Annotated in this window: 17 protein-coding genes; 13 read left to right on the top strand and 4 right to left on the bottom strand. The window is 65.0% G+C overall.

The features are described 5' to 3' along the window. The first annotated feature begins 45 nt into the window (after positions 1-45). From ACL03I_RS13520 to ACL03I_RS13465, 12 genes are all read left to right on the top strand, one after another. Positions 46-1,014 (top strand): hypothetical protein, encoded by a 969-nt coding sequence (locus tag ACL03I_RS13520; RefSeq protein WP_412806108.1) that lies wholly within the window; start codon positions 46-48, stop codon positions 1,012-1,014. Next, positions 1,011-1,550, top strand: a complete 540-nt coding sequence (locus ACL03I_RS13515) for a hypothetical protein (RefSeq protein WP_412806107.1) — start codon at positions 1,011-1,013, stop codon at positions 1,548-1,550. The genes ACL03I_RS13520 and ACL03I_RS13515 overlap by 4 nt, the downstream gene beginning before the upstream one ends. After that, positions 1,547-2,629, top strand: coding sequence for a hypothetical protein (locus ACL03I_RS13510; RefSeq protein WP_412806106.1), 1,083 nt, complete (start codon positions 1,547-1,549; stop codon positions 2,627-2,629). The genes ACL03I_RS13515 and ACL03I_RS13510 overlap by 4 nt, the downstream gene beginning before the upstream one ends. A 48-nt stretch (positions 2,630-2,677) precedes the next feature. Further along, entirely contained in the window at positions 2,678-3,583 is a 906-nt protein-coding gene (locus ACL03I_RS13505) for a hypothetical protein (RefSeq protein WP_412806105.1), read from the top strand. A 61-nt stretch (positions 3,584-3,644) separates the two neighbouring features. After that, positions 3,645-4,583 (top strand): hypothetical protein, encoded by a 939-nt coding sequence (locus ACL03I_RS13500; RefSeq protein ID WP_412806104.1) that lies wholly within the window; start codon positions 3,645-3,647, stop codon positions 4,581-4,583. Between the two features lie 13 nt (positions 4,584-4,596). After that, positions 4,597-5,574 carry a hypothetical protein gene (locus ACL03I_RS13495; RefSeq protein ID WP_412806103.1) on the top strand — a complete coding sequence of 326 codons (978 nt, stop codon included), beginning with the start codon at positions 4,597-4,599 and terminating at the stop codon, positions 5,572-5,574. A 295-nt stretch (positions 5,575-5,869) separates the two neighbouring features. Beyond that, positions 5,870-6,916 carry a hypothetical protein gene (locus ACL03I_RS13490; RefSeq protein WP_412806102.1) on the top strand — a complete coding sequence of 349 codons (1,047 nt, stop codon included), beginning with the start codon at positions 5,870-5,872 and terminating at the stop codon, positions 6,914-6,916. A 47-nt stretch (positions 6,917-6,963) separates the two neighbouring features. Then, a complete protein-coding gene (locus tag ACL03I_RS13485; protein WP_412806101.1) occupies positions 6,964-8,841 on the top strand; it encodes a type IV secretory system conjugative DNA transfer family protein in 1,878 nt (625 codons plus the stop codon). Next, positions 8,838-9,734, top strand: coding sequence for a DUF4913 domain-containing protein (locus ACL03I_RS13480; RefSeq protein WP_412806100.1), 897 nt, complete (start codon positions 8,838-8,840; stop codon positions 9,732-9,734). Before ACL03I_RS13485 ends, ACL03I_RS13480 begins: the two co-directional genes overlap by 4 nt. Positions 9,735-10,040: 306 nt before the next feature. Continuing rightward, positions 10,041-10,676, top strand: coding sequence for a hypothetical protein (locus ACL03I_RS13475; protein WP_412806099.1), 636 nt, complete (start codon positions 10,041-10,043; stop codon positions 10,674-10,676). Continuing rightward, positions 10,673-11,602: a hypothetical protein gene (locus ACL03I_RS13470; protein WP_412806098.1), complete on the top strand. Its 930-nt coding sequence runs from the start codon at positions 10,673-10,675 to the stop codon at positions 11,600-11,602. Before ACL03I_RS13475 ends, ACL03I_RS13470 begins: the two co-directional genes overlap by 4 nt. Positions 11,603-11,853: 251 nt before the next feature. Continuing rightward, positions 11,854-12,717 carry an MBL fold metallo-hydrolase gene (locus ACL03I_RS13465; protein WP_412806097.1) on the top strand — a complete coding sequence of 288 codons (864 nt, stop codon included), beginning with the start codon at positions 11,854-11,856 and terminating at the stop codon, positions 12,715-12,717. A 48-nt stretch (positions 12,718-12,765) separates the two neighbouring features. On the opposite strand, the gene ACL03I_RS13460 is transcribed toward ACL03I_RS13465, so the two are convergent. Then, positions 12,766-13,071: an SDR family oxidoreductase gene (locus ACL03I_RS13460; protein WP_412806096.1), complete on the bottom strand. Its 306-nt coding sequence runs from the start codon at positions 13,069-13,071 to the stop codon at positions 12,766-12,768. A 679-nt stretch (positions 13,072-13,750) separates the two neighbouring features. On the opposite strand from ACL03I_RS13460, the gene ACL03I_RS13455 reads away from it, so the two are divergent. Then, on the top strand, positions 13,751-14,158 hold the full coding sequence (locus ACL03I_RS13455) for a hypothetical protein (RefSeq protein ID WP_412806095.1): 408 nt from the start codon (positions 13,751-13,753) through the stop codon (positions 14,156-14,158). Here ACL03I_RS13455 and ACL03I_RS13450 read toward each other — a convergent pair. The 3 genes from ACL03I_RS13450 to ACL03I_RS13440 form a co-directional block, all read right to left on the bottom strand. Further along, positions 14,107-15,171, bottom strand: a complete 1,065-nt coding sequence (locus tag ACL03I_RS13450; RefSeq protein WP_412806094.1) for a serine/threonine-protein kinase — start codon at positions 15,169-15,171, stop codon at positions 14,107-14,109. The genes ACL03I_RS13455 and ACL03I_RS13450 overlap by 52 nt on opposite strands. 35 nt (positions 15,172-15,206) lie before the next feature. Continuing rightward, positions 15,207-15,695: a hypothetical protein gene (locus tag ACL03I_RS13445; protein WP_412806093.1), complete on the bottom strand. Its 489-nt coding sequence runs from the start codon at positions 15,693-15,695 to the stop codon at positions 15,207-15,209. A 197-nt stretch (positions 15,696-15,892) separates the two neighbouring features. Further along, positions 15,893-20,038 (bottom strand): P-loop NTPase, encoded by a 4,146-nt coding sequence (locus ACL03I_RS13440; protein WP_412806092.1) that lies wholly within the window; start codon positions 20,036-20,038, stop codon positions 15,893-15,895. Positions 20,039-20,209 lie beyond the last annotated feature (171 nt).

The raw sequence follows: 20,209 nt of genomic DNA, 5'->3' as shown, positions 1-20,209 counted from the left end.
CGTCCTTCACCCGCACACGGCTGCCCGCGGCACGGAGGTTCGGCGGTGACCGGGGCGGGGATGCCGTGGGAGGTGTTGCCGCCGTGGAAGGTGCGGCTGCTGGAGGACATCCAGGAGCTGTCGGTGGAGCGCGCGCATCTGCTGCGTCGTGGCTACCCGACCTACACCGCTAGCGGTGTAGGTGAGTTTCAGATCCAGAGCTGGCGTAGCCGGTTGCGGACCTTGGACGCGATACGCAGTGAAGCCGAAATCCACGCCCGCGCGGTGGAGGTTCCGCCCCCGTGGATCGAGGCTGCCTGGCTGCTGGGACGCCAAGGTGTGCGCTGGGCCGACCGCGACCCGGCGCCCCCACATCCGCCGCGCGGATCAGAAGCCAGCCGGGGCTGGGTCCTCAACACGCTCGCAGATGATGTGTGGCACCTGGAGCACATGGCCGTGTTGACGGCCGCGCGCCGCGCTCGGCTGGCCGCCCAGGGCATTCATTCCGAGCCCGACCCGGTCGTGGCCAGCCAATTCCAGAACAACATGACCGCGGTATGGCAACGCGCGTGCGAGCTGGCCTTGACGGTCAACCTCATCGACCACGAACGCGGGCAGTTGTGGGCCAGGAGCGCGCACGGCTGGGGCGTGTTGCTTACCGCCACGGTCCACTCCTACGACACCGACACCCTCGAGGAGCGATGGCGCACCCACGCCTGGCCGGGCATCGAACGGGAAGCGCGCTACGTCGTCGACAACATCCACGACACCGTTCACCGCGACCGGGATCGGGTCCGGGACGCCGAGGCGTTGCCGCCACGGCCCCAGCAGTTGATCCAGCACGCGATCCATCACCTGCAGCACAGCGGCACCACCGGCGACGGCACCGAGTACACGGCCAGTACGGCACCCGACGACGCGGCGGTCATCGCTGCCCTGCCGGATGAGCTCGAGCTGAGTTGGAGCGCCGAACCGGCCAACGAACCCGACACTGCCGCTGCGCCGTCCCCACGCGATCCGGGGCGTGAGCCGTGAGAGCCCGAACGCTCACGCCGGCATTGTTCATCGGCGTCGTCGCGGTGACGGGCGCGGGGTGCGGTGCGACGCCACAGGCTGCCAGTAGTGAACAGCGTTGCCAGGCGGACCGTTTCGCGACACCGTTCACCCGCGTGGATCCGTGTTCGCCCGAACAGGTCCTCACCGCGGCAGTCGCGGCGGTGTTCGGTTATCGCCCGAGCGAGCAGGCAGATCAGCGGGCAACGTTGCGGGCGGCGCGCCCGTTGCTGGATTCCGGGTTCGCCGAACGCGCCGAGCCCGCGGCATTGGTGTGGTCGCCGGTCAACGCCGAGCAGTGGCAGCAGTGGCGCGCCACCGCCACCACGATCACCACCACGGCACGGGTGACCGGTGACGATCACCCTGCCGACACCGCCACAACCGCACACCGTGTGCTGGCGATCGAACTGCAACCCACCGGCCAGCCACCGATCCGCTGGACCGTCTACGCCCGCACCACCCGCACCACGGATCGGTCGGGCTGGTTGCTGTCGGGATTGGAGGTCGCGTCGTGAGCGGTGATCCGGTCGAGGAATCCAGCCAGGCGCTGCGCCAAGGGTTCGTCCAAGCCTTGCAAACAGCGCACACCACCGCCGCGCTGATGCGCGGCCAGAGCGGGCACGCCCGCTCGAACGCGGAATCCGACCAGCGGATACGCCACGCCGACGCGAAAGAGCACCGCTCGTCGGTCGAGCACTGGGTGCGGGTGACCCACGCGGTAGAAGCCGCCGGGCAGGCGCGAGACCTCAACAGCGCCAAAGTGGATGAAGTCCGTGCCCGTATCCAGCGTGGCGACGAACAGCACACCCTCGAGCAGCGACAGAAGCAACGGCAGATCGAACGCGCCGACACCGACTTGGCGCGCCGGGAAGAGGTGGGCTCACTCGAACGCAGGCAAAGCCGCGAGCTCCATCGGGCGAAGCTCACCGCCTATGAGGACCGGGAGACCCGCGCGGACGAGCTGCACGACCTAGATGTCGAATACAAGAACCTGCTGATCGATATCCGCCGCCGCGCAGCAGGTTTCAGCGACATCTTGAGCGCGCACGGCGACACCGGGGAAGCGATGTCCTCGGCCGCCGCTTTCGCTGCGGCGAAAGGCGCCGAAGGGCTGTCGGAGCAGCACGCCGACGAGGCCGACGCCTTCGCTGAGCGGTTCACCGAAGACACCGGCAGCGATCCTTCCAGCGTCATCGACGCCGCCCTGGTCGACGACATCGATCCCACATTCGGCGCCGCCGCACCTGAGTCGTTGCCGTTGGCGATCGAGGCTGGCCCTTCCATCATCGACGCCACCACTGTCGAGGACATCGACTTCCCGCTGAGCACTGCACGCCGACCCTCGTCGGTGGCGATCGAGGACGTCATCGGGCTGACCGAAGAACTATCGGTCGCCACGCACCTGACCCACGAATTCGCTGATCTAGTCGGCGAACCGGACCTCGCATCCGATGAGGGATCGGTGATCGGCGACGCGGTCGATGCCGCTGGACTCACCGACAACGGCGCGACACCGGTGATGGATTTCGGGATAGATACCGAACTCCCCGATGCTGCGATGCCCCGCACACCTGATCTTGGTCACGAGCTATGACCACCCGAAGCTGCATGCAGCGACAGCGGTGGGGCGGAGGCCGATGAGATGGACGCCCCGACTCCGTTGCAGGCGCACCTGCTCAAAGCGGTGCAGAACCTCGCCTACGACAGCCAACAACTGCTCGAACGCGCCCACCAGGCCGGTCACACGAGTCCGCCGCCGGAGGTGGTGGCGCAAGTACGGATCGGGCAGCGCTCCCGCCACCAGTGCGAAGCGGTCGCGCTGGCGGTCGGTGTACCGAAGGCGTGGATCGATTACGCGCGCGCCGCCGGGGAACGCGGTACCCGCTGGCAGCCCGGACAAGCCCTCCTCGGTTCCGGGCAGGTCGGGCGCAGCGCCCTGGTCACCGCGTTGCGGCGGGAGATCCAGGGGTTGCAGGACATGGCCGGGATCGGCGCCGCCTACCCACGCCGAGCCGCGCTCGACGAGGACGCGATAGCGCGGTTTCGGCGAGTGATGGGCATGACCTGGCAGCGCCTCGGCGCGGTCTCGCATGCGCTGGGATTGAGCGAGGACGAACGCCACCAGGTGTGGCAGCGCGGATACGGGCATTGGTCCACTACGGTAGCCCAGCAGTTGCGCGGGCAGGCCGACCAGCAGCTTGCGCAGCGGTGGAAGCAAGTGGCGGGCGCGGACTTCACGGCCGTGGCGATGCCGATGCTGGTGTTGCAAGCCGCGGGGATCACTCCCGATGACATCGCCACCCAGATGCCGATCTCACCCGACCGCATGGTCGAACACGCTGCCGCCGCGCTGACCGCCACAGACCGCACCACCGCCGCGCTGATCGTCGTCGACCCGGGCCTCGACCCCGGGTCCGCCGCCGATATCACCGCCGCCATCGACGCCGCCGGTCTGTCCGACACCCGCAGCACAGGCCCCATCCCGGTCGACGACGCGCTCGAGGTGGCCGGCTCGCCGCCCGAACTCACTCCCGGACCCGAGCCGTGACACGTCCGGAACGCACCACCAGACCGCCAGGCCAAGCATCACAGAAGAAAGGCACATGCCCGTGAGTCGTCCAATACCTGATCTGGAAGGGCTGTCGAGCTGGAAGCTGCGGCTGCTCGAACGCATCCAGAACACCGCCGCCGACCATACCCGGGTCCTGTACCAGGGGTATCCGATCTACCAGCCGCACTACGGCAGCGGCGAGATCCAAGTGCAGACCTGGCGCACCCACCTGCGCGCCTTGGACGCTGACCGCAGCGAGATCGAGATCCACGCCGCCGCCGTCGGCCTGCCGGAGACGGCGATCACCGCAGCCCGCGCCGCCGGACAGCGCGGGCAGCGGTGGGGCGACAGTGTGCACTCCCCACCCACGATGCGCCACGGGGAAGACCCGGTGCGCGCGCACATGGTCGAAGGCATCGCCGCGGACATCTGGCAGCTCGAGCACATGGCCGCGGTCAAGGTCGAGCACCGCCTGCGCGGCCTGGACGACACCGTAGCCGACGACCCAGCCGCGCGTGAACAGTTCGACCGGAACATGGACGCCTTGTGGATCCGGGCGGCCGAAACCGCCCATGTCATCGGGTTGAGCGCCGACGAGCGATCCGCGTTGTGGGAGCGTGACGGCGCGGGCTGGCTGAAGCTGGTGTCGGTGACCGTGCGCGGCTACGACGACAACGCCCTGTCGGAACGGTGGCGCGCCTACGCCTGGCGCGGCATCGAACACGACGCCCGCCGAGCACTCGACACCCTCGCCATCAACGAGGTGACAACCCCCGAACCGGTTTCCGCGCCACCCGCCCCGCACCTGCTGATCGACCGCGCTACCAGAGCACTGTCGACCGTCACACCCGGGCAGGTGGCCGCCGAGGCCGGAATCGGTGCGGCGGTGAACGCGGCGCTGCCTGCCGACCTGACAGCGGTATGGGACAGCGAACCCGCCACCGAACCCGACATCCGGCCACCGGAATCCGGGTCGTCGATCGAGCGTGATTGGTGAGGCGGGCACGACGATGACCACGCCAGAATCGGAATCCTCACCCGCGCAGACGGTGGCGCAGTGGCAGGCGCAGCTGTTGATGCGGATCCGGCTGCTGTCGGCCGAACACACCCGCATCACGGATGCCGGGTGGGAGAAGTTCGAAGCGCTCACCAGCGACGGCGACCAGCAGGCCGCGTGGCAAGCGCATCTGGACGGGCTGGAGGCCCAACGCGAGCAGGCCGAGCAAACCGCGCTGACCGCGGGAATCGAGCCGGCGTGGATCGCCGATGCCCGCGAACTCGGCACCGCCAGCACCCGACCCCGGGTGGAGGCCGGGGTGCGGCACAACCCGGTGCGCGACAACGCCGCCCAGGACTTCTACATCGACATGCTCAGCCTCGATCTTTGGCATCTCGAGCGGATGGCCGCGCTCACCGCCGCCCGCGCGGACCGGATCTCCACCGGACGGTGGAGTTACGGCACCAACCCGGCCGCCGCAGCGCAGTTCGCCCGCAACATGCAGCTGTATCACCAACGAGTCACCGCGCTGGCGCACGCCGCGCAGTTCACCGCCACCGAAGCCGACACGTTTTGGGGTCCGGCCGCGGAAGGCTCGCGCCGCGGGCACGCGGTGCATCTGGAAACCTACAACGAGCTGGATTTGGTGGCCGAATGGAACGCCTACGCTGCCCCGAGCCCCGACCTGGCGATCCCGCCCTACGTCCCCACCGACCCCGATACCGGCACCCCCACCGCTGGTACCGAGGTCACGCCACCGACACCGCAGCAGATGATCGACACCGCCGCGGTATCACTGCGCGCGCAGTTCGTCGACGCCGCCCTCCACAGCGAGCCCACCGACGCGGACCCCGGCGCCGCAGCCGCTATCAGCGCGGCCGTCGACGCCGCCGTTGCCGCTGGCGAACACGCGTGGGATGCCGAGCCCGACCCCTCCCATCCCGTCGGGGACTCCCGCGGGCCGACCGACTTGGGTATCGACCTGTACTAGCCGAGCCTGCTCGAGCCGTCACAGAGAAGGGAACACACCCGCCGACGACCGATCAACTGAACTGACGACTTCATTGCCCACGCTTTCTCGTCGACGTGCTGGTCACCGGGTACTGACCGGAACGTTCGAACCCGAACCGCCAGGGGACATCCACTACCGCGCAAATGCCGTCATATGACGGAACGCGGTACACGCCCTTCCTTCACCGGAGGTCGACGATGTCCGACACCACACTCAATCCCGCTGTTGCGCAGCAGCATCGACCGATCCATCACGATGATCGGCGGGTGCAGCGATGAGCTGGCCCGATCCGCGATACGGCACCACCGATCCCGGCTACTACCGCGACGCCGCCAACGACACCGAGGCTCGAATCCGGGCGGATTTCACCCACTACTTCCAGCTGCGGTTGATTGCACCACACGGCGAAACCCCGGAACAACAGCAACAATTCACCGCCTGGGCCGACGAGCTGGCCGCGCAGTGGGGCCGCCACGAAGCACCTGAGCACCGCAGGCTGTGGGGGCAACTGCAAGCCGCGGTCGCGGGGTGGGAAGCGCGCCCGGAATTCACCCGCGCCGCCTACAACCGGATCACCCGCGCCAAGCTCGAGGGAGACCTCGACGTCGAGCCGGTGGTATGGCGCAACCTGCGCCAAGCCGCGGAAATCACCGGTCACATCGAAACCGCCACCGCCGGCTCCGAACAAGATGGCGCCCGCTGGCAGCCACCTGCCCATTCACCCGAGCACACCGTGGAGCGCACCAGTGTGCTCGAGCGTGCGCTCGGCGGGAGCGGCCCGGAACTGGCCAGCCTCGCGGAGGTCGACGCGATCATCGCCGAAACCGACCGGCTGCTGGAAGCCGAGGAAACAGAAGGTGACGGCGACACCGGCCGAGACGAACGCCTCAGCCGCCAACGCGTGGCGTTGCGGCGGTTGCAGGACGCGACCGCTGAACACAGTCACCTTTCGGATGCGTGGCCGAGCGCAGCTGGGCGGTATCAACAGCATCTCGAGCGGCTGGAATCCCTGCTGGATGCCGCCCGCACGGCCCGCGTCGCCGCCGCGGACGCCGCAGCCTCACCGGCCGACATCGAGGCCGCCTACCACGCCGGACTGGCAGGTATCTACTCCCATCGAGACCCGGCGAGACCCGAACAACTCGCGCTGCCGGACCCATTGACGGGCCTGGAACACAGCGGTGGCGCGGAGATCGGCGCGGCCATCGACGCCGCGCTGTCCGGCAGCCAGTTCGGCGAGTGGAGCCCCACCGACGACCTGGAGGGCCACCCGGCCGTGACCTCGCACGAGACCGCTGTGAACGCCGACCTGACGGCCTGAACACCCCCCGCTCCCCAAACATCCGCATCCCTCGGAAGGACTGAATCATGTTCTCGACCCGAGAAACCCGCCGCCGCACCAAACGCAGACTCGGCGAGGAAACCACCCTGTTGCTGCTGCTTCTCGTAGTGGTGCTGATGGCGCTGGCAGCGTGGTCAGCGCTGAGCCTGGGCAGCCACTGGGCCGGACTCGCCGTCACCCGCCACCCCGTCGGTGCCCTGCTGGAAGTCGCCACCGGCCAGCACACGTGGCCATGGCAAGCCACCCTCATCGCTGCCGTCTACCTGCTGGCCGGCAGCGGACTGGCTGTGTTCGGTTGGCGGACATTCGCATCGGGCAGTGAGATCGACGCCGCCGCCCGCACCATGCAACAACCCCGCGACATTCGGATGGCGCGGGCGCGGGACATCCTGCGCGCCAACAAGCGGCTGCTGCGTGATGCGCCCCAGGAAATCAAAGCCCTCAAAGGACCACCGCTGGGCAAGACCGTCATCGGCGGGGTGGAACTATTCGTGCCCGCCGAGTTGGGGGTGACGATCGCCGCGGGCACCCGCACCGGCAAAACGATGGCGTGGGCGATCCCGGCTGTGCTCTCGGCGTGGGGTCCGTGCTTGGCGACCAGCAACAAACCGGACCTCTACCGGCACACCGTGTATGGGCGTGAACAGCGCGGCCAGATCTGGTTGTGCGACCTGCAAGCGGTGACCGGGAAGGTGGAGTGCGGGTTCTGGGTCGACTTGCTGGCTCAGGTCACCAGCTTGCCGAAGGCGCGGAAACTGGCCGGGTTCTTCGTCTCCGCCGCCGCCGGGTCGGCGGCGCAAGCCGCCAACGCCAAGGTCGACTCCTACTTCGACGGCGGCGCCCAAGAACTGCTCAGCTTGTATCTGTACGCCGCGGCCTGCGCGGGCGGGGATCTGCTACACGTGGCCGAATGGCTCGGGCGTGATCAGGACCAAACCCCGGCGCTGATCCTGCGCCACTACCAACACCACCGCTCCGCCGAGCGCATCCTCGAATCCCAAGCGCTCTACAGCCGCCAACGCGACGGCTTGTTCGACATGGCCAGGCGATTCCTGAACGTCCTCACCGATGAGGGCTACGCCCGCATGATCACACCCCAACGGCGGGTGCGGATAGCGGTCCGCGAGGCGGTCGACCAGAAGACCCGCAAGACCGAAGTCATCATCGACCGGACCGAACAAGACCCGACCCATGACCTGCCGCAGTTCAAACCCGCGCAGTTCGTCACCAGCAGCGACACGTTGTATGCGCTGTCGATGGCCGGCCCCGACGGCGCCACACCCCTGACCTCCGCACTGGTCGGGCAGATCCTGGAGGCCGCGCTGGATGCGGCACGGGCGCGCCCGGATGGGCGGTTGGCGGTGCCGTTGCTGGCGGTGCTGGACGAGGCCGCCAACTGCGCGCGCATCGCCGAACTGCCCGCCTACTACACCTACGCCGGCGGTTGCGGGATCGTGTTGATGACCATCCTTCAGGTCCTCGAGCAAGGCGAAGATCTCTGGGGCGCGAACGGGTTGAAGACGATGCGCGCCCAGTCGATCGAGGTCTACGGCGGCGGGATCGCCGCGACCGACTATCTGGAGCACTGGTCGGCGATGACCGGCCCGCACGACGTCGCCGATCGTTCCCGCAGCCGCGGCGCCCAAGGCACCAACCGCACGGTGTCCTGGCGTGCCGAACCCATCCTCGACACCGCGTTGCTGGCAGCGCTGCCGAAAGACCGCGCCCTGGTGCGGCTTCCGAACCATGGACCGGTCGTGGTGCGAAAGATCTGGTGGTCGGACACCGAATACGCGCCCCTGATCCGGAAATCGCTCGAGCGGTTCCGGAAAGCGGCGGATCAGAGCACGGCGCCAGTCATTGGTCCCGAGGAGGATCCGGCCGATGGCGGTGAGCGCTCGTGAGCGCGCGAACCCCGGCGACGGGGAACTCCGTGGCGGGGAAGAACGTGCCGAACAAGCCGGTGCCGCCGTCGTATCGGCATTTCACCGAGTTCGCCGAGAAGTGGTTGTGGCCGTTTGTCAGCGTCCGGTTGGCCGAAGCCAACCGGGAGAACACCTACACCTGGTGCCCACGGTGGTGGGCACACCGCGCCGTGGCGGTGCGTATCGCGCACCTGCATGCCGCGTTCGAAGCCCAAAAGCGCGCTCGTACCGGCAACGGCTTCAGCGCCTTCGTGCTCTCCCACGTCGACGCCCACTTCAAAGTAATCCTCGACGCCGCCAACGGACCCCTGCACCGCTGCACCCGCACCACCCACATCGCCACACCCAGCCTGCCATTCGAGCCAGTCCCCACCCGCTATTTCACACCCTCCCAGCCCACCACTAACGCAGACGGTGAACAGCCGAAAGGGCCGCCACCTCTGTTCGAGCACTGGAGTGAGTTCGTGCAGCAATGGCTGCTGCCGGTGACCTCGGTGCGGATCGCCGCCAACAACCGCGAAGGCCAATACACCTGGTGTCGCCGATGGTGGGAGCATCGCGCGGTCGCAGTCCGGTTCGCCGGGCTGCACCGGGGGTTCGAAGCAGCCCGCGTAGCGCAGGACAAATCCGCGATGAGCACGCTGTTCACCCGCCACATCGACCCGCACCTGCGCTACATCCTCGACGCCGCCAACGGACCCCTGCACCGCTGCACCCCCGACCAGCACATCGACACTCCCGGCCTTCCGGTCGAACCCGTTCCTGCCGCATGGTTCGGCGCGCCCGGCGCGGGGATCGCGATCGAGCGGCTCGGGTTCGGTCCGGATTTCCGTGCCTTCGGTGACGGCTTCACCTCGGGGGTGGGGTCGTGAGGGAGCCGACGCGGCCCCAGGCGGCGGTGCTGAAATCGGTGCAGAACCAGACGGTGTTCCTCAACCGGATGGTGGCCATCGCAACCGAACGTCAGCACAAGAGCGGACGAACACCGCCGCAGTCCTGGTATGAGGACTGCCAAGGCCGCGCGCTCCTGCGGGAGGCACTGATCAACGCCGCCTACGCCGGTGGCGTGCCGCGGGTCTGGATCGAGCACGTGCGTGAACGCGGCGAACGCGGCACCCACTGGCGCGCCGACCTCTACCTGCGCGATCCGGAACCCACCGACTGGGACCGCGTCCTCGGTGACCTCTACGCCGACGTGCAACGCCTGGGCGAGTGGACCGCCCTGCACGCCGCCTCCGAACAGATCGCCCCAGTCCAGCGACACCAGCACCGTTGCCGAGGGCGAGGGAAACCTGCGTGCCCTGCGCTACCGGGCCGCAGGGGTGGCCAACCTGCTCGGCCTCACCAGGGAGGAAGGCAACGATCTATGGGGCAACGCTGGGGAGTGGGCTCACGCCGCGATCGCGTCCATCGACGGCGTCCCCGCCGAACAGGTAATGCAGCGCTGGCAGCAGATCGCCCGGGCCGACACCCGTTCCTACGCGTTGCAAGCCACCGCACTGAACAACGCCGGAATCCCGATCGACACCGCAGCGGCGTTGTGCACCCACGAGGAGCTGGTCACCGCGATCACAAAAGGGCTGACGCTCCCACCGCCGCTGTTCCGGTCCGCCAGCCCTACCGGCGCCGACATCGACGCCGCGGTCGACGCCGCGATTCCCACCGGCACAGCCACCCACGACACCGAAACCGATCGCGCCACAGCGGTGTTCAGCCACGCAGCCAGCACCCAGGCATGGGTGAACGAACCCACGACCGACCACGACATCGGCGTGCCGCAGTTCTCCTCACCCGGCGAGGGATACGGACAATGACCCGCCCACGATCAGCCACCCGCAGCGGGGACATCCCACCCGAACACGCGACCCTGCTGCGCCGCATACACCAGCTCGCCGCCGACGCCACCCTCCTGCGCGCCACCCTCCACACCACCGATACCGAAGCCACCGCGACAACGGCGGTATTCGAGCAGATCGCCGCGATCGACCGGCAACGCAGTCTGGCGGAGATCCAAGCCCGCGACCAGGGTGTGCCCGCCGACTGGATCGGCGTCGTGCGGCGGCTCGCCGAATTCGGTCGCGCATGGAGCGACGACCACCTGCTCCCGACACCACGCCCGGCGCCCGGACGGCGAAACACCCCCCGCGTCGCCGAGGACATGCGCCAGCTCACCGACATGGCCGCCATCACCGTCGCCCGCGAACATCTCCTCGGCATCGCCACCGCCGACGCCGAGCCGGACCCGGCCGCCGCCCAACAGCTGCGGCGCAACATGGAAGCGCTCTGGACCCGCGCCGACCGCACCGCCGCCTCGATCGGCCTGGGCGCAAAAGCCCGCGCCCGAGCATTCGACACAACCACCAGCGACCTCGCCCGGCGGGTCGAGGGCTACCTGCACTACAGCGCCGATGACCTCGACACCCACTGGCGCAGCTACACCAGCACGGCCATTGCCGATGGTGTCCGGCGCTCGCTGAAAGGCCTCCGCCGCACCGACCGCGATACCACCACCGACACCGACAGCGAGCGGCCCCCGACACCGAAAGCCCTGATCCAAAGCGCCCGCGACGCCCTCGACACCGCCATTGGGGGGCAATCCGAGCACGGAGCTCAGATCGACGCCGCGATCGCCGGCGCAATGCCCGAGGCTACGACCGACAGCTGGGACAGCACAACCGGTGCGGACGCAGCGGAGACCACCGGGGTCGAGGCATACCCAGAAGCCGGGCCAGATCCGTAGCCATCCGCGGCGTTACCCGTGTTGCCCGCCGTCGATCCCACCTGCGAGAACCCCATGCCTGCTGTCGAATCCCGCGTCGCCGCGACCCCGCACCCGCCTTGCATACCCGCCCCCAGGCTCGGACCGTGACCCGACCGCCCCGTCGCCGCGACCCCACCCGGCCCCCAGCAACTGTTCAGGTCGCCCGACTGCACGGCACGCCACGGCGGCGACCACAACCTCCCCGAACCCCCACACCAGGAGACTTGATCATGACCCTCAGCCTCGACCACTACACCCGCCCCGCCACACTCCATCACCACCAGCTCGGCGATCACCGCATCACCTACCTCCCCGACGGCGTCGCCCTGCTCGAACCCCGCGCGTGGCTGCCGGACTCCGATGACGAGATATGGGCCGCGAAGCAGCATCTGATCAACGACGACGGCTACCTCGTCGCCAGCGTCGGCGCGCTGCTGGTCGAGCACGGCAACCGGGCCATGCTCATCGACGCCGGCTTCGGGCCGCTGGCCGTGCCCACCCCGTATGGACTGATGCGCGGCGGACAACTTCTCGACAGCCTCGCCGCCGCAGGCACAACCCTGGCCGACATCGAACTCATCGCCGTCACCCACCTGCACCTGGATCACATCGGGTGGCTGTGGCAAACCGCTCCCGCCGCCACGTCCAGCCCCTTCGCCGACATCCCTGTCCTAGTCGGCGACACCGAATGGCAGCACAGAGCATTTGCCGCCACGACCGGCACCAGTGCCGAGATGCTCGATATCTTCGCCGCGCAAGTACGCACCGTCAGCGACGGCGAGGAAATCTTCCCCGGCGTGCACGCCCGGGCTTTGCCGGGCCACAGCCTCGGGCACCTCGGCTACGTGATCACCTCACCCGGGCACCGGTTGATCGTGTTCGGCGACGCGATGCAAACCCCACTGCAGATCACCCATCCTGAACTCACCGCGGCCATCGATGACGACCCCGCCGCGTCGGTCACCACCTGCCGCGCCGTCATCGACCAACTCGCAACCCCCGGCACACTCGGCTTCGGTCTGCACTTCGCCGACGTCCAACTCGGCCGAGTCACCACCGTCCACGCAGGCCAGCTGCGGTGGCAGCCCGAATAGGGCACTTACCACCACATTCGGACGCCGTCTGCTCAGTTCACCTCTACTTCAATCCTCGATCGGAGTTACCCCGTGCAACCCGCCACCAGAACCACTCCCGCCCACGTCACCGTGCACGTACGTCGAGTCAGTTCCCGTGCCGAACTGGGCGAGTTCACCCGATGGCATCGCCTCGCTGCTGTGCCCCTTCACCAACAGGTCCACGAAAGGACCGGAGCTGACGGAGTGCTGTATGGCGGCCGAAGACTTCGCGTCGGCGAGGTCAGCGAACAGTACCTCGACTGCGATGCCGTGGCGACCAGTCAGCTCGTCGGCCAGTTCACGGAGCCGTGTCGTGTCGCGTGCCACCCGCACGAGGTCGACACCCTGACCAGTCAGTTCTCGGGCGAACGCCGTGTCGATACCGCTGACGCACCGGTGACGAGCACCCGTTTTCATAGTGTGCGGGACGCGGTGGTGGACCTCATCGGATTCCTCGCTGCTACGCGGGCATACGAGTTCATGCACCCGCGTGCGAATCACCGAAACCGAGCGATCCACGCTGTAGGCGTGCACGGCCCGTGCAGACGGTGCGCTGTTCGGCGGCCAGCGCGGTCACCGACGGCGATCGCAGAGGTCATCGACGGCAGCACGGTTTTCCGTGCCCAGTACGACCGCGGCGCCCAGTACGACCGCGGCGCCCAGTACGACCGCGGCGCCCAGTACGACCGCGGCGTGGTGGCGGTGCTCGACCGGATTAGGTGTACGGGCACGTCTATCGGCGGCGTGTCGGGCTGACATGGTGAGGACATCCGCGTGGAGTAGTTGACACTGGCTTCGCCGTCTGTGCGAGTCAGCTACACGGATCAACGAGACTTGACAAACGCGTCGCTGCGTCGAAGCTGGGAATCAGGCACCATCGACACCACGCTCGAATAAACGTTCGATTTGTGCCGTCGTTGGCCTTGCAGGGTGCTCTGCGGTGAGGCACTCTGAAGTCTGGGTCTTGGATGCGATGTCGATTCGGGTTCACGTTGGCGGGAAGGAGTTCATGATGAGCATGCTCTCGCCCCAGGCTGGTCTACTGATGCTGTGCATCTCTCGGCTTCCCGAACAGGCCCTGCCTCGGCACTCGTGGGCTGCTGAGGTGCTGGTCGAACAGTTGTGGGTTTGTGCGAACGGAGTGCAGAGTGGCAGCTGGGGCTGTGTCCTTTCGTCTCTTATCGGCAAGCAGGGGGTGGAATCGCAGCGGGTTCGCGCGGCGGTTTGGGAGTTAGCGCAGGCAGGCGCGCTCGTGCCGACGGGGGTGGGTACCGCGGCGCGATTCGAAGCATCGGAGCGGTTCTGCAGCGCAGCGGCCTTCGATTCGCTCTCAGTCGAACAAGAAAGCGCCGTCGACTACGCCGTCGATCAACTGACCGCTAGGCTGTTGGCCTTCTCGAAAACTGCCAGTGTCTGCTGATGCCTGAGGTCAGTCACCGTCACATCGGAGTCGACGCGGCGCCAGGCTGCTGATTTGCGCTTCTGAGTAACGAGGGTAAAGCCGCCACCGTGTAGGGGCTCAGCAGTTACACGGACGCGCTTGTGGCTGTAGCGGAGGAAGGGCGCTTCCCAGACACCCTTGTCCGTCTCTTGCCAGTCGGCAATCTTGATCCTGGCGATCTGGTCGCCCATAGCACGAGCTGTCTGAAAGCGACGGGCAGGCTCGTGGTTCATGGCCTTCTGGATGATCTTGCGCAGTGAGCGGCATACCCATACAGGCAACACCAAGTCTTCCTCGCGCAGAGGTGACCGTCCCCTGAGTAGTGCGTCGACAGTATGGGTCGTCGAGTACGAGGCATAGTCGAACCTTCCGCGGAGAAGTTCGAGCAAGACCACACCCAGGGAAAAAAGGTCCGAGGCCCGAGTCACGCCGTCGCCCACGATCAGTTCGGGTGGAGCGTATAGCTGTGGCGCGTTCACGCAGGGGGCTTTGCCGGTCGAGTCCATCTTGCCGGCCAGACCCAGGTCTCCGAGTTTGACGGTGTCGGCGTTGCCTGTCAGAAAGAGATTCGGGCTCTTCACATCGCGGTGCAGGATGCCGTGACGCTCGTGCATCTCCGCCAATCCCTGCAGAGCTGCACGAATGATACGTAGAGCTTGGGAGGCCGTGAAGCGTTCGCCACGCTCGAAGGCGTCTGTGACGCTGCCCTGCTCGTAATAGGGCATGATCACCTCCACCACTCGCATAGGTGCGGGAAAACCAGCTACTGTGGCGACAGAACGCACTTTTACGACATTGGGGTGATCGATCATCTCCATGACCCGGGGTTCAACCAGGTCTGCAGAGTCGTGTACCTCTGACAAGTCGATACGCTTACCAACCAGCCAGTTCTCCAGGACCGGGTCCCACCAAACGCGGACCTCGCGCAAGCCGCTGGGCATGCTGTGCAGGCATTCGTAGTTGAGCGTCAGTTGGCGTTCACGCTCGTTCAAAGGCGGTCTCCTTAGGCTCACATCGGCCTGACGCTTCAGTTTTGGGATCGGTCTACGGCATAGGCCAGAGCCGCTGCGAAGGCGGCTCCTCGTCCTGCAGTCCAGTGAGTGGGACGCTGTGTCAGCCCTATCGTCTCGTAGCTGAACGAGAACAGAGATGAAGGACTAAGAGCGACCGCTTTACCGATCTGTTCTGTGGTCAGTTCCCTGTAAGCCACACTTTGCTGTGCACAGGAAAGCATCAGAGCCGAGATCAACGAAATGCGATCCACCGCCTCCCGGTACTTCCACTGGCTGTATTTTCGGGTGCCGACAAGGGCAATTGCTTCGGGCTCAAGAGTTCGAATATCTTGGGTGATCCTTTCGAACGTGTCCAAGAGCCAACCCGCTCCGTCCAATCCTTCAGCGGGGACTAGTCGTTCAGGTGCGTCAGGAATGATCGTGGGGCCTGTAAGCCCGTCAGGCGCGTTCAGTGCTCCGTAGTAGAGAACGCCGGAAGAAACGGCAACACCGAGAACCTTCACGTTTCCTAACTTTCTTGAGTGGGGCTGGATACGAGACATCAGCTGGGGATCAGCCTGAAAGGGCGAACTTTGCAGGATTAGGTACAGGTGGTCTTGTGGTGGCTGTCAATTGCTACTTGCAGCGAAGTTTGTTGCATTCGCGCTGAATTGAGATCGATTGCAGCTAGATCGTGCGCGCAACCCGCGCGATAGTAAAATCACCATTCTCTGCCATCTGCCTGGTAGCGCTCTGTTTCATGACTTATGGATTGTACTGCCGAATCGCTCAGGCGACTATAGAAAACTGCGGCATCTGTCTTTGGGGGTAGTGCCTGGGCAATCCGTGCGCACTCATCACGGAGGCGAAGGTCTTCGGCGTAAGGTTCACCGCAGGTTCCCCACCGCACGCCCTGTACTGCCGAGGCCCACAAAGAGTTCTGTATCGCGGCTGATATGTCCGGTCCAACCCGAGCGGCCAACGCGAGTGCCTGGACGACGAATTCAACATGGACGAACACGAGATCATTTGGTGCTTCCGCAAGTACATGTGCTACGCCCAGTGCTTCCTGTTGGCCGTCTGCACGCAGAGTCTCAAGTAATAGGGACAAGACCGGCTCGTCGTATGCACCAGCTGCGGCAGCGAAGAGTTTCGAGCCCATTCGTTGACGCTGCCATGAGTTTCCTTGGCTGATCCAGACAATCAGGTCACGCAGGATCGCCAGGAAGTCGGGATGGTCACGCCTCACGAGCTCTCTATGCCACTCGAACGGGACAGGCTTGAAACCTTTATTGCTAGTAATACTAGTGGTACTTGTAAGGTTTTCACTAACCTCGATCCGTGTACGCAGGAGCCTCAAGATTCGCTGAGGCTCTTCAGTGGAACGCAGAAATATAAACTCTTTGATCGAGTGGTTATCTATATCCGGAAGGTTGGCGAGCTGATCGAGTATCGCAGACTGCTGTTGGGAATTGAGATCATCCCAGAAAATGGGGCTGTCATCCCAGGTCAGGGATGTGAATACCCGATCTGCGACACTGGGGGAATCGTAGAAACGAATTCTGGAAAGCAGATCAGCCGCAGCACTTAGTTTTTTCTGTGAAGTAGCCGATTTGGCCACTGTTCGGTCAGTGGCCGCAAGGTTGAACGCGGCCTGCGCCACCGCCTCTCGGATTCGCTGATCCGGACTTGCTGCCCAGGTCTGCAGCATTTCCAGCTCGTTTACATGAAGCGGGTACTGCGTACGATCTCGTGCTGCCAGGCCCACCGCAGTTTCCGTCACAACTGTCGTTGACGGGTGAAGGAGGAGGCGTTGAACGGAGGGCATCAGGATGTCGGGTTGCCAACGTCCAAGCGAATCGATCAGTCTGGAAGTGAGTGGACCGAATGCGGAGTCAGGATTTGCGAAGAGGCTTTCAATCAGCGCGGTTGCGATCGACGGCCTCTTCTCGATCAGTGCGTTGAGCAGTTGGGTTCCCCCGGTGCTGGCGCGGTCGAACGTTGTTGATTCTTGGTGGAGCCGATCTTCGATGAGCTGGATCAAAGATGCGTCATCGAGTTCGTTGAGGGCGCGGGTTGCCACGTGCTCCAAGCGCTGCTTCGTAGCCTCCATATACTCATCGACAGCCATGCCGCGGGTACGAACCAAACGTCCCCATCCGTCATGAAGCAGCAGCGCAATCTCGAAGGCGACGGTATCGGGCATTGCGGCGATCACAGCCTCCGCAACGCTTCGGGGAGCACCAATCCCGTAGTGTGCGTGCCAGTGGGCAGCTTCAAGAACGGCGACGCAGACCACCGGATCAAGAGTTCTGGAGCGGAGCAGATCGAGAAGCGATTGCAAAGTATCTGCGAAGTCGACATCCCATGATCGAAGTTCTGACTCGTCGACGGTGCGGCCAAAGGCGCCTGTCGGATAGTGCAGCGCGGTCTGGATGAACCGAGCCCCTGCGACACCACGGATAGGGTCTTCGGATTCGATCTCGCCCAGGGCGAGTTCGACCGTTCTCTGGCGAACAGGTGAAACCACATCCTGTTGGAGCCCGAAGGCGCCGAACGAGAGCGCGTGATCGCGGTACTCCGTTGTGTGCCCTTCGGTGGCAATCAGCGGTTCGATGACTGTCAGCGGTGAAAGCGTCCATTCCTGCTTAGTCCACGACTCCGCGAGTTCCAAGATCCGCTTGTTGTATTCGATCGGCTTATGAGGCGCGTATGCCGCGAGTTCATGCAACACTCGCATGGGATGGTTCGGGTACTGGTTCGTCGCACGCCGGTCCGTCTGTGCGAGCTCCCACAGGATATTCGCAGCCACCACGATGCTTTCCAGACTGAAGGATGTCGCACGTAGTATCGCTGGAATCTCCTCCAGCACGTGACGCCATGTCCACTTGAAAAAACCCGACGGATCGTCGGGTGTAGCCGCTTCGTCAGCGACTGGGTGATCCATGATCCAGCGCACGACACGGATGGACTGTTCAGTTTGGAAAACGGCGACGCGGCGCAGGAGCTTGAGGACCTTCAAGTATGTCTCTATATCACGCTGTTCCAGACTTGCCTGGATCACCCGCCAGAATGACGCACTCGCCTGCGTCAACCGATAGCGAACCTGCCAGTCGACCCGTGAAACGTTGACGAAAGCATTCTCCAATACTTCTCCAGTCGCAATCTCGAGGACCTCTCCGAGGTAACCGGAATCGACTCCGGTTCGTCGGTCGAAGCATGCCTCGGACAGTACGACGTCCCCGAGGAGGTCGGGGACCAAGCGGAGGGAATCATTACGGCGGAGGAGGACACCGGCATCTTCGAGGCTTCGTAGGTGAGGGCTGATCCGGCTGTATCGTGCCCCAACCAGCCGGGCGATTGCGTCCTGGAATTCTGGCGTATTGCTACGAAAAGGCTGCAGTACCGACACGGCGTCGATGATCGCGGACCGCAACTCTCGCTCGCCATGAGCTGACGCGTCCACCAAGGCATTTCTGAAACCGGAGAGGATTCGCTCGCGGATGCGTTCGTCTTGTTCTAGTTCGCGAGGATCTAAGGTTCGCGTCCGAATGAGATACCCACCAACAGTTGTTGCCAGCGGGCAGTCTCGGGTCAACAGTGCCAGTCGTTCCGCGAACATGCTGTTATCGGGGCCGAGCGCTTCCCGGGCGAGCATGCTCGATTCGTCATGCGTCAAGTCGCCGAGCGTGACGGTCGGCAGATCCCAGAGATCCAGGCCGACGCGGCGTAGATCTTCTTCCAGTCGCTGCTTACCGTATGGTCTACACGCCACCAGTAGGCGTGCGCTTCGATTACGGGCACGAAGATTGGTGATGATGTGCCCCATGTCCGTTCGGTCATGAGCATCATCGATGATCAGCAGGGCGGGACCGTGAGCTGGCAGGAGTTCGAAAGACGGCGAATCCGGCGCCGAGTCCGGTGGCAAGATTCGAACGTACCAACCTTCAGCATCGAAGGTCTCGGCGACTGACCGCAACAACCGCGTTTTCCCGATACCGCCCCGTCCGAGTACGACAGCGACGGCATCATCTCCGGCTCGGAGCCCTGACTCCAGGTTAGCCCGCTCTTCGCTACGCCCGCAGAGCGTCCAGTCGTGACTGAAGGGCTGCGTTCGCGAGGTCGTCGCAAAGAACTCTGCGATCGACAGCCAAGGCCCTGGCTGCGCGATGCCCAAGAACGGTTCTCGATGATTCGGAAAATGTGCGTCAACGAACCGGAGTCGTTCATCTTCGCTCATCTGAGTACGGATATACCGCGATAGGTCCTCGCCATCCCACAACTGCCAACTGGCGTGCTTAGCCATCTCGCGGCGGGCGGCAGCCGTTGCTGTCTGGCGCGATAGGAACAGGTAATTGATCGACGCCGGATTTGCCACATCAGCGACCACGCTTCCGATGTCTTTCGGACCAAACTGCTTATGGCGTTTACACTGTCCGGTTGCATGAACGTGCCCGTCGAGCGTGAGTAGTAGATCAATGCCATCTTGACGCTCACCGGAACCGCCGTAGCGCGAGGCATGCCCGCCGGGGTGCATGTGCTCAAGGAACTCGACGCAGACGTCTTCGAACCGTTCCGGACTCAACTCATGGAAGGGCAGAGTCCGCGCTAGAGGTCGTACCGCAGGTGAAATCTCATGAGGTGAATCGGCCAACGCGCCGACGTAGCCAGCGGCGGCAAGAACCTCGTCGACCGGTAGCTCCAAAACCTGCGCAACCTTCACGACGACTGCACGTCGCGGTCGGCTGCCGCCGCGTTCCCATCTGCTCACTGCCTGCTGGCCGACACCTACGCGCCGCCCGAACTCGACCTGGTCCAGGCCGAGGCGCGACCTTCCCCGGATCAAGAGCGACGCGAAATCCTGCATACATAGAGCGTACGCATCTGGTGCGTTTAAACGCAAGCAAAGCGTGCAAGTGGCTTGAACAATGACTGCGCAGGCTTGCTTTCTTCCGGCATACGTGAGCAAACTAGAAGGGTGTCCACCGCTGGGGGCCTGCGATGGTTCAAGATGTCGTAGTTCGTCACTGCGGCTCGC

Source organism: Nocardia sichangensis (genome assembly GCF_047200615.1).
Classification (GTDB): Bacteria; Actinomycetota; Actinomycetes; order Mycobacteriales; family Mycobacteriaceae; genus Nocardia; species Nocardia sichangensis.
Note: the sequence above shows the minus strand (reverse complement) of the source record. Positions and strands in the feature narration are given on the sequence as shown.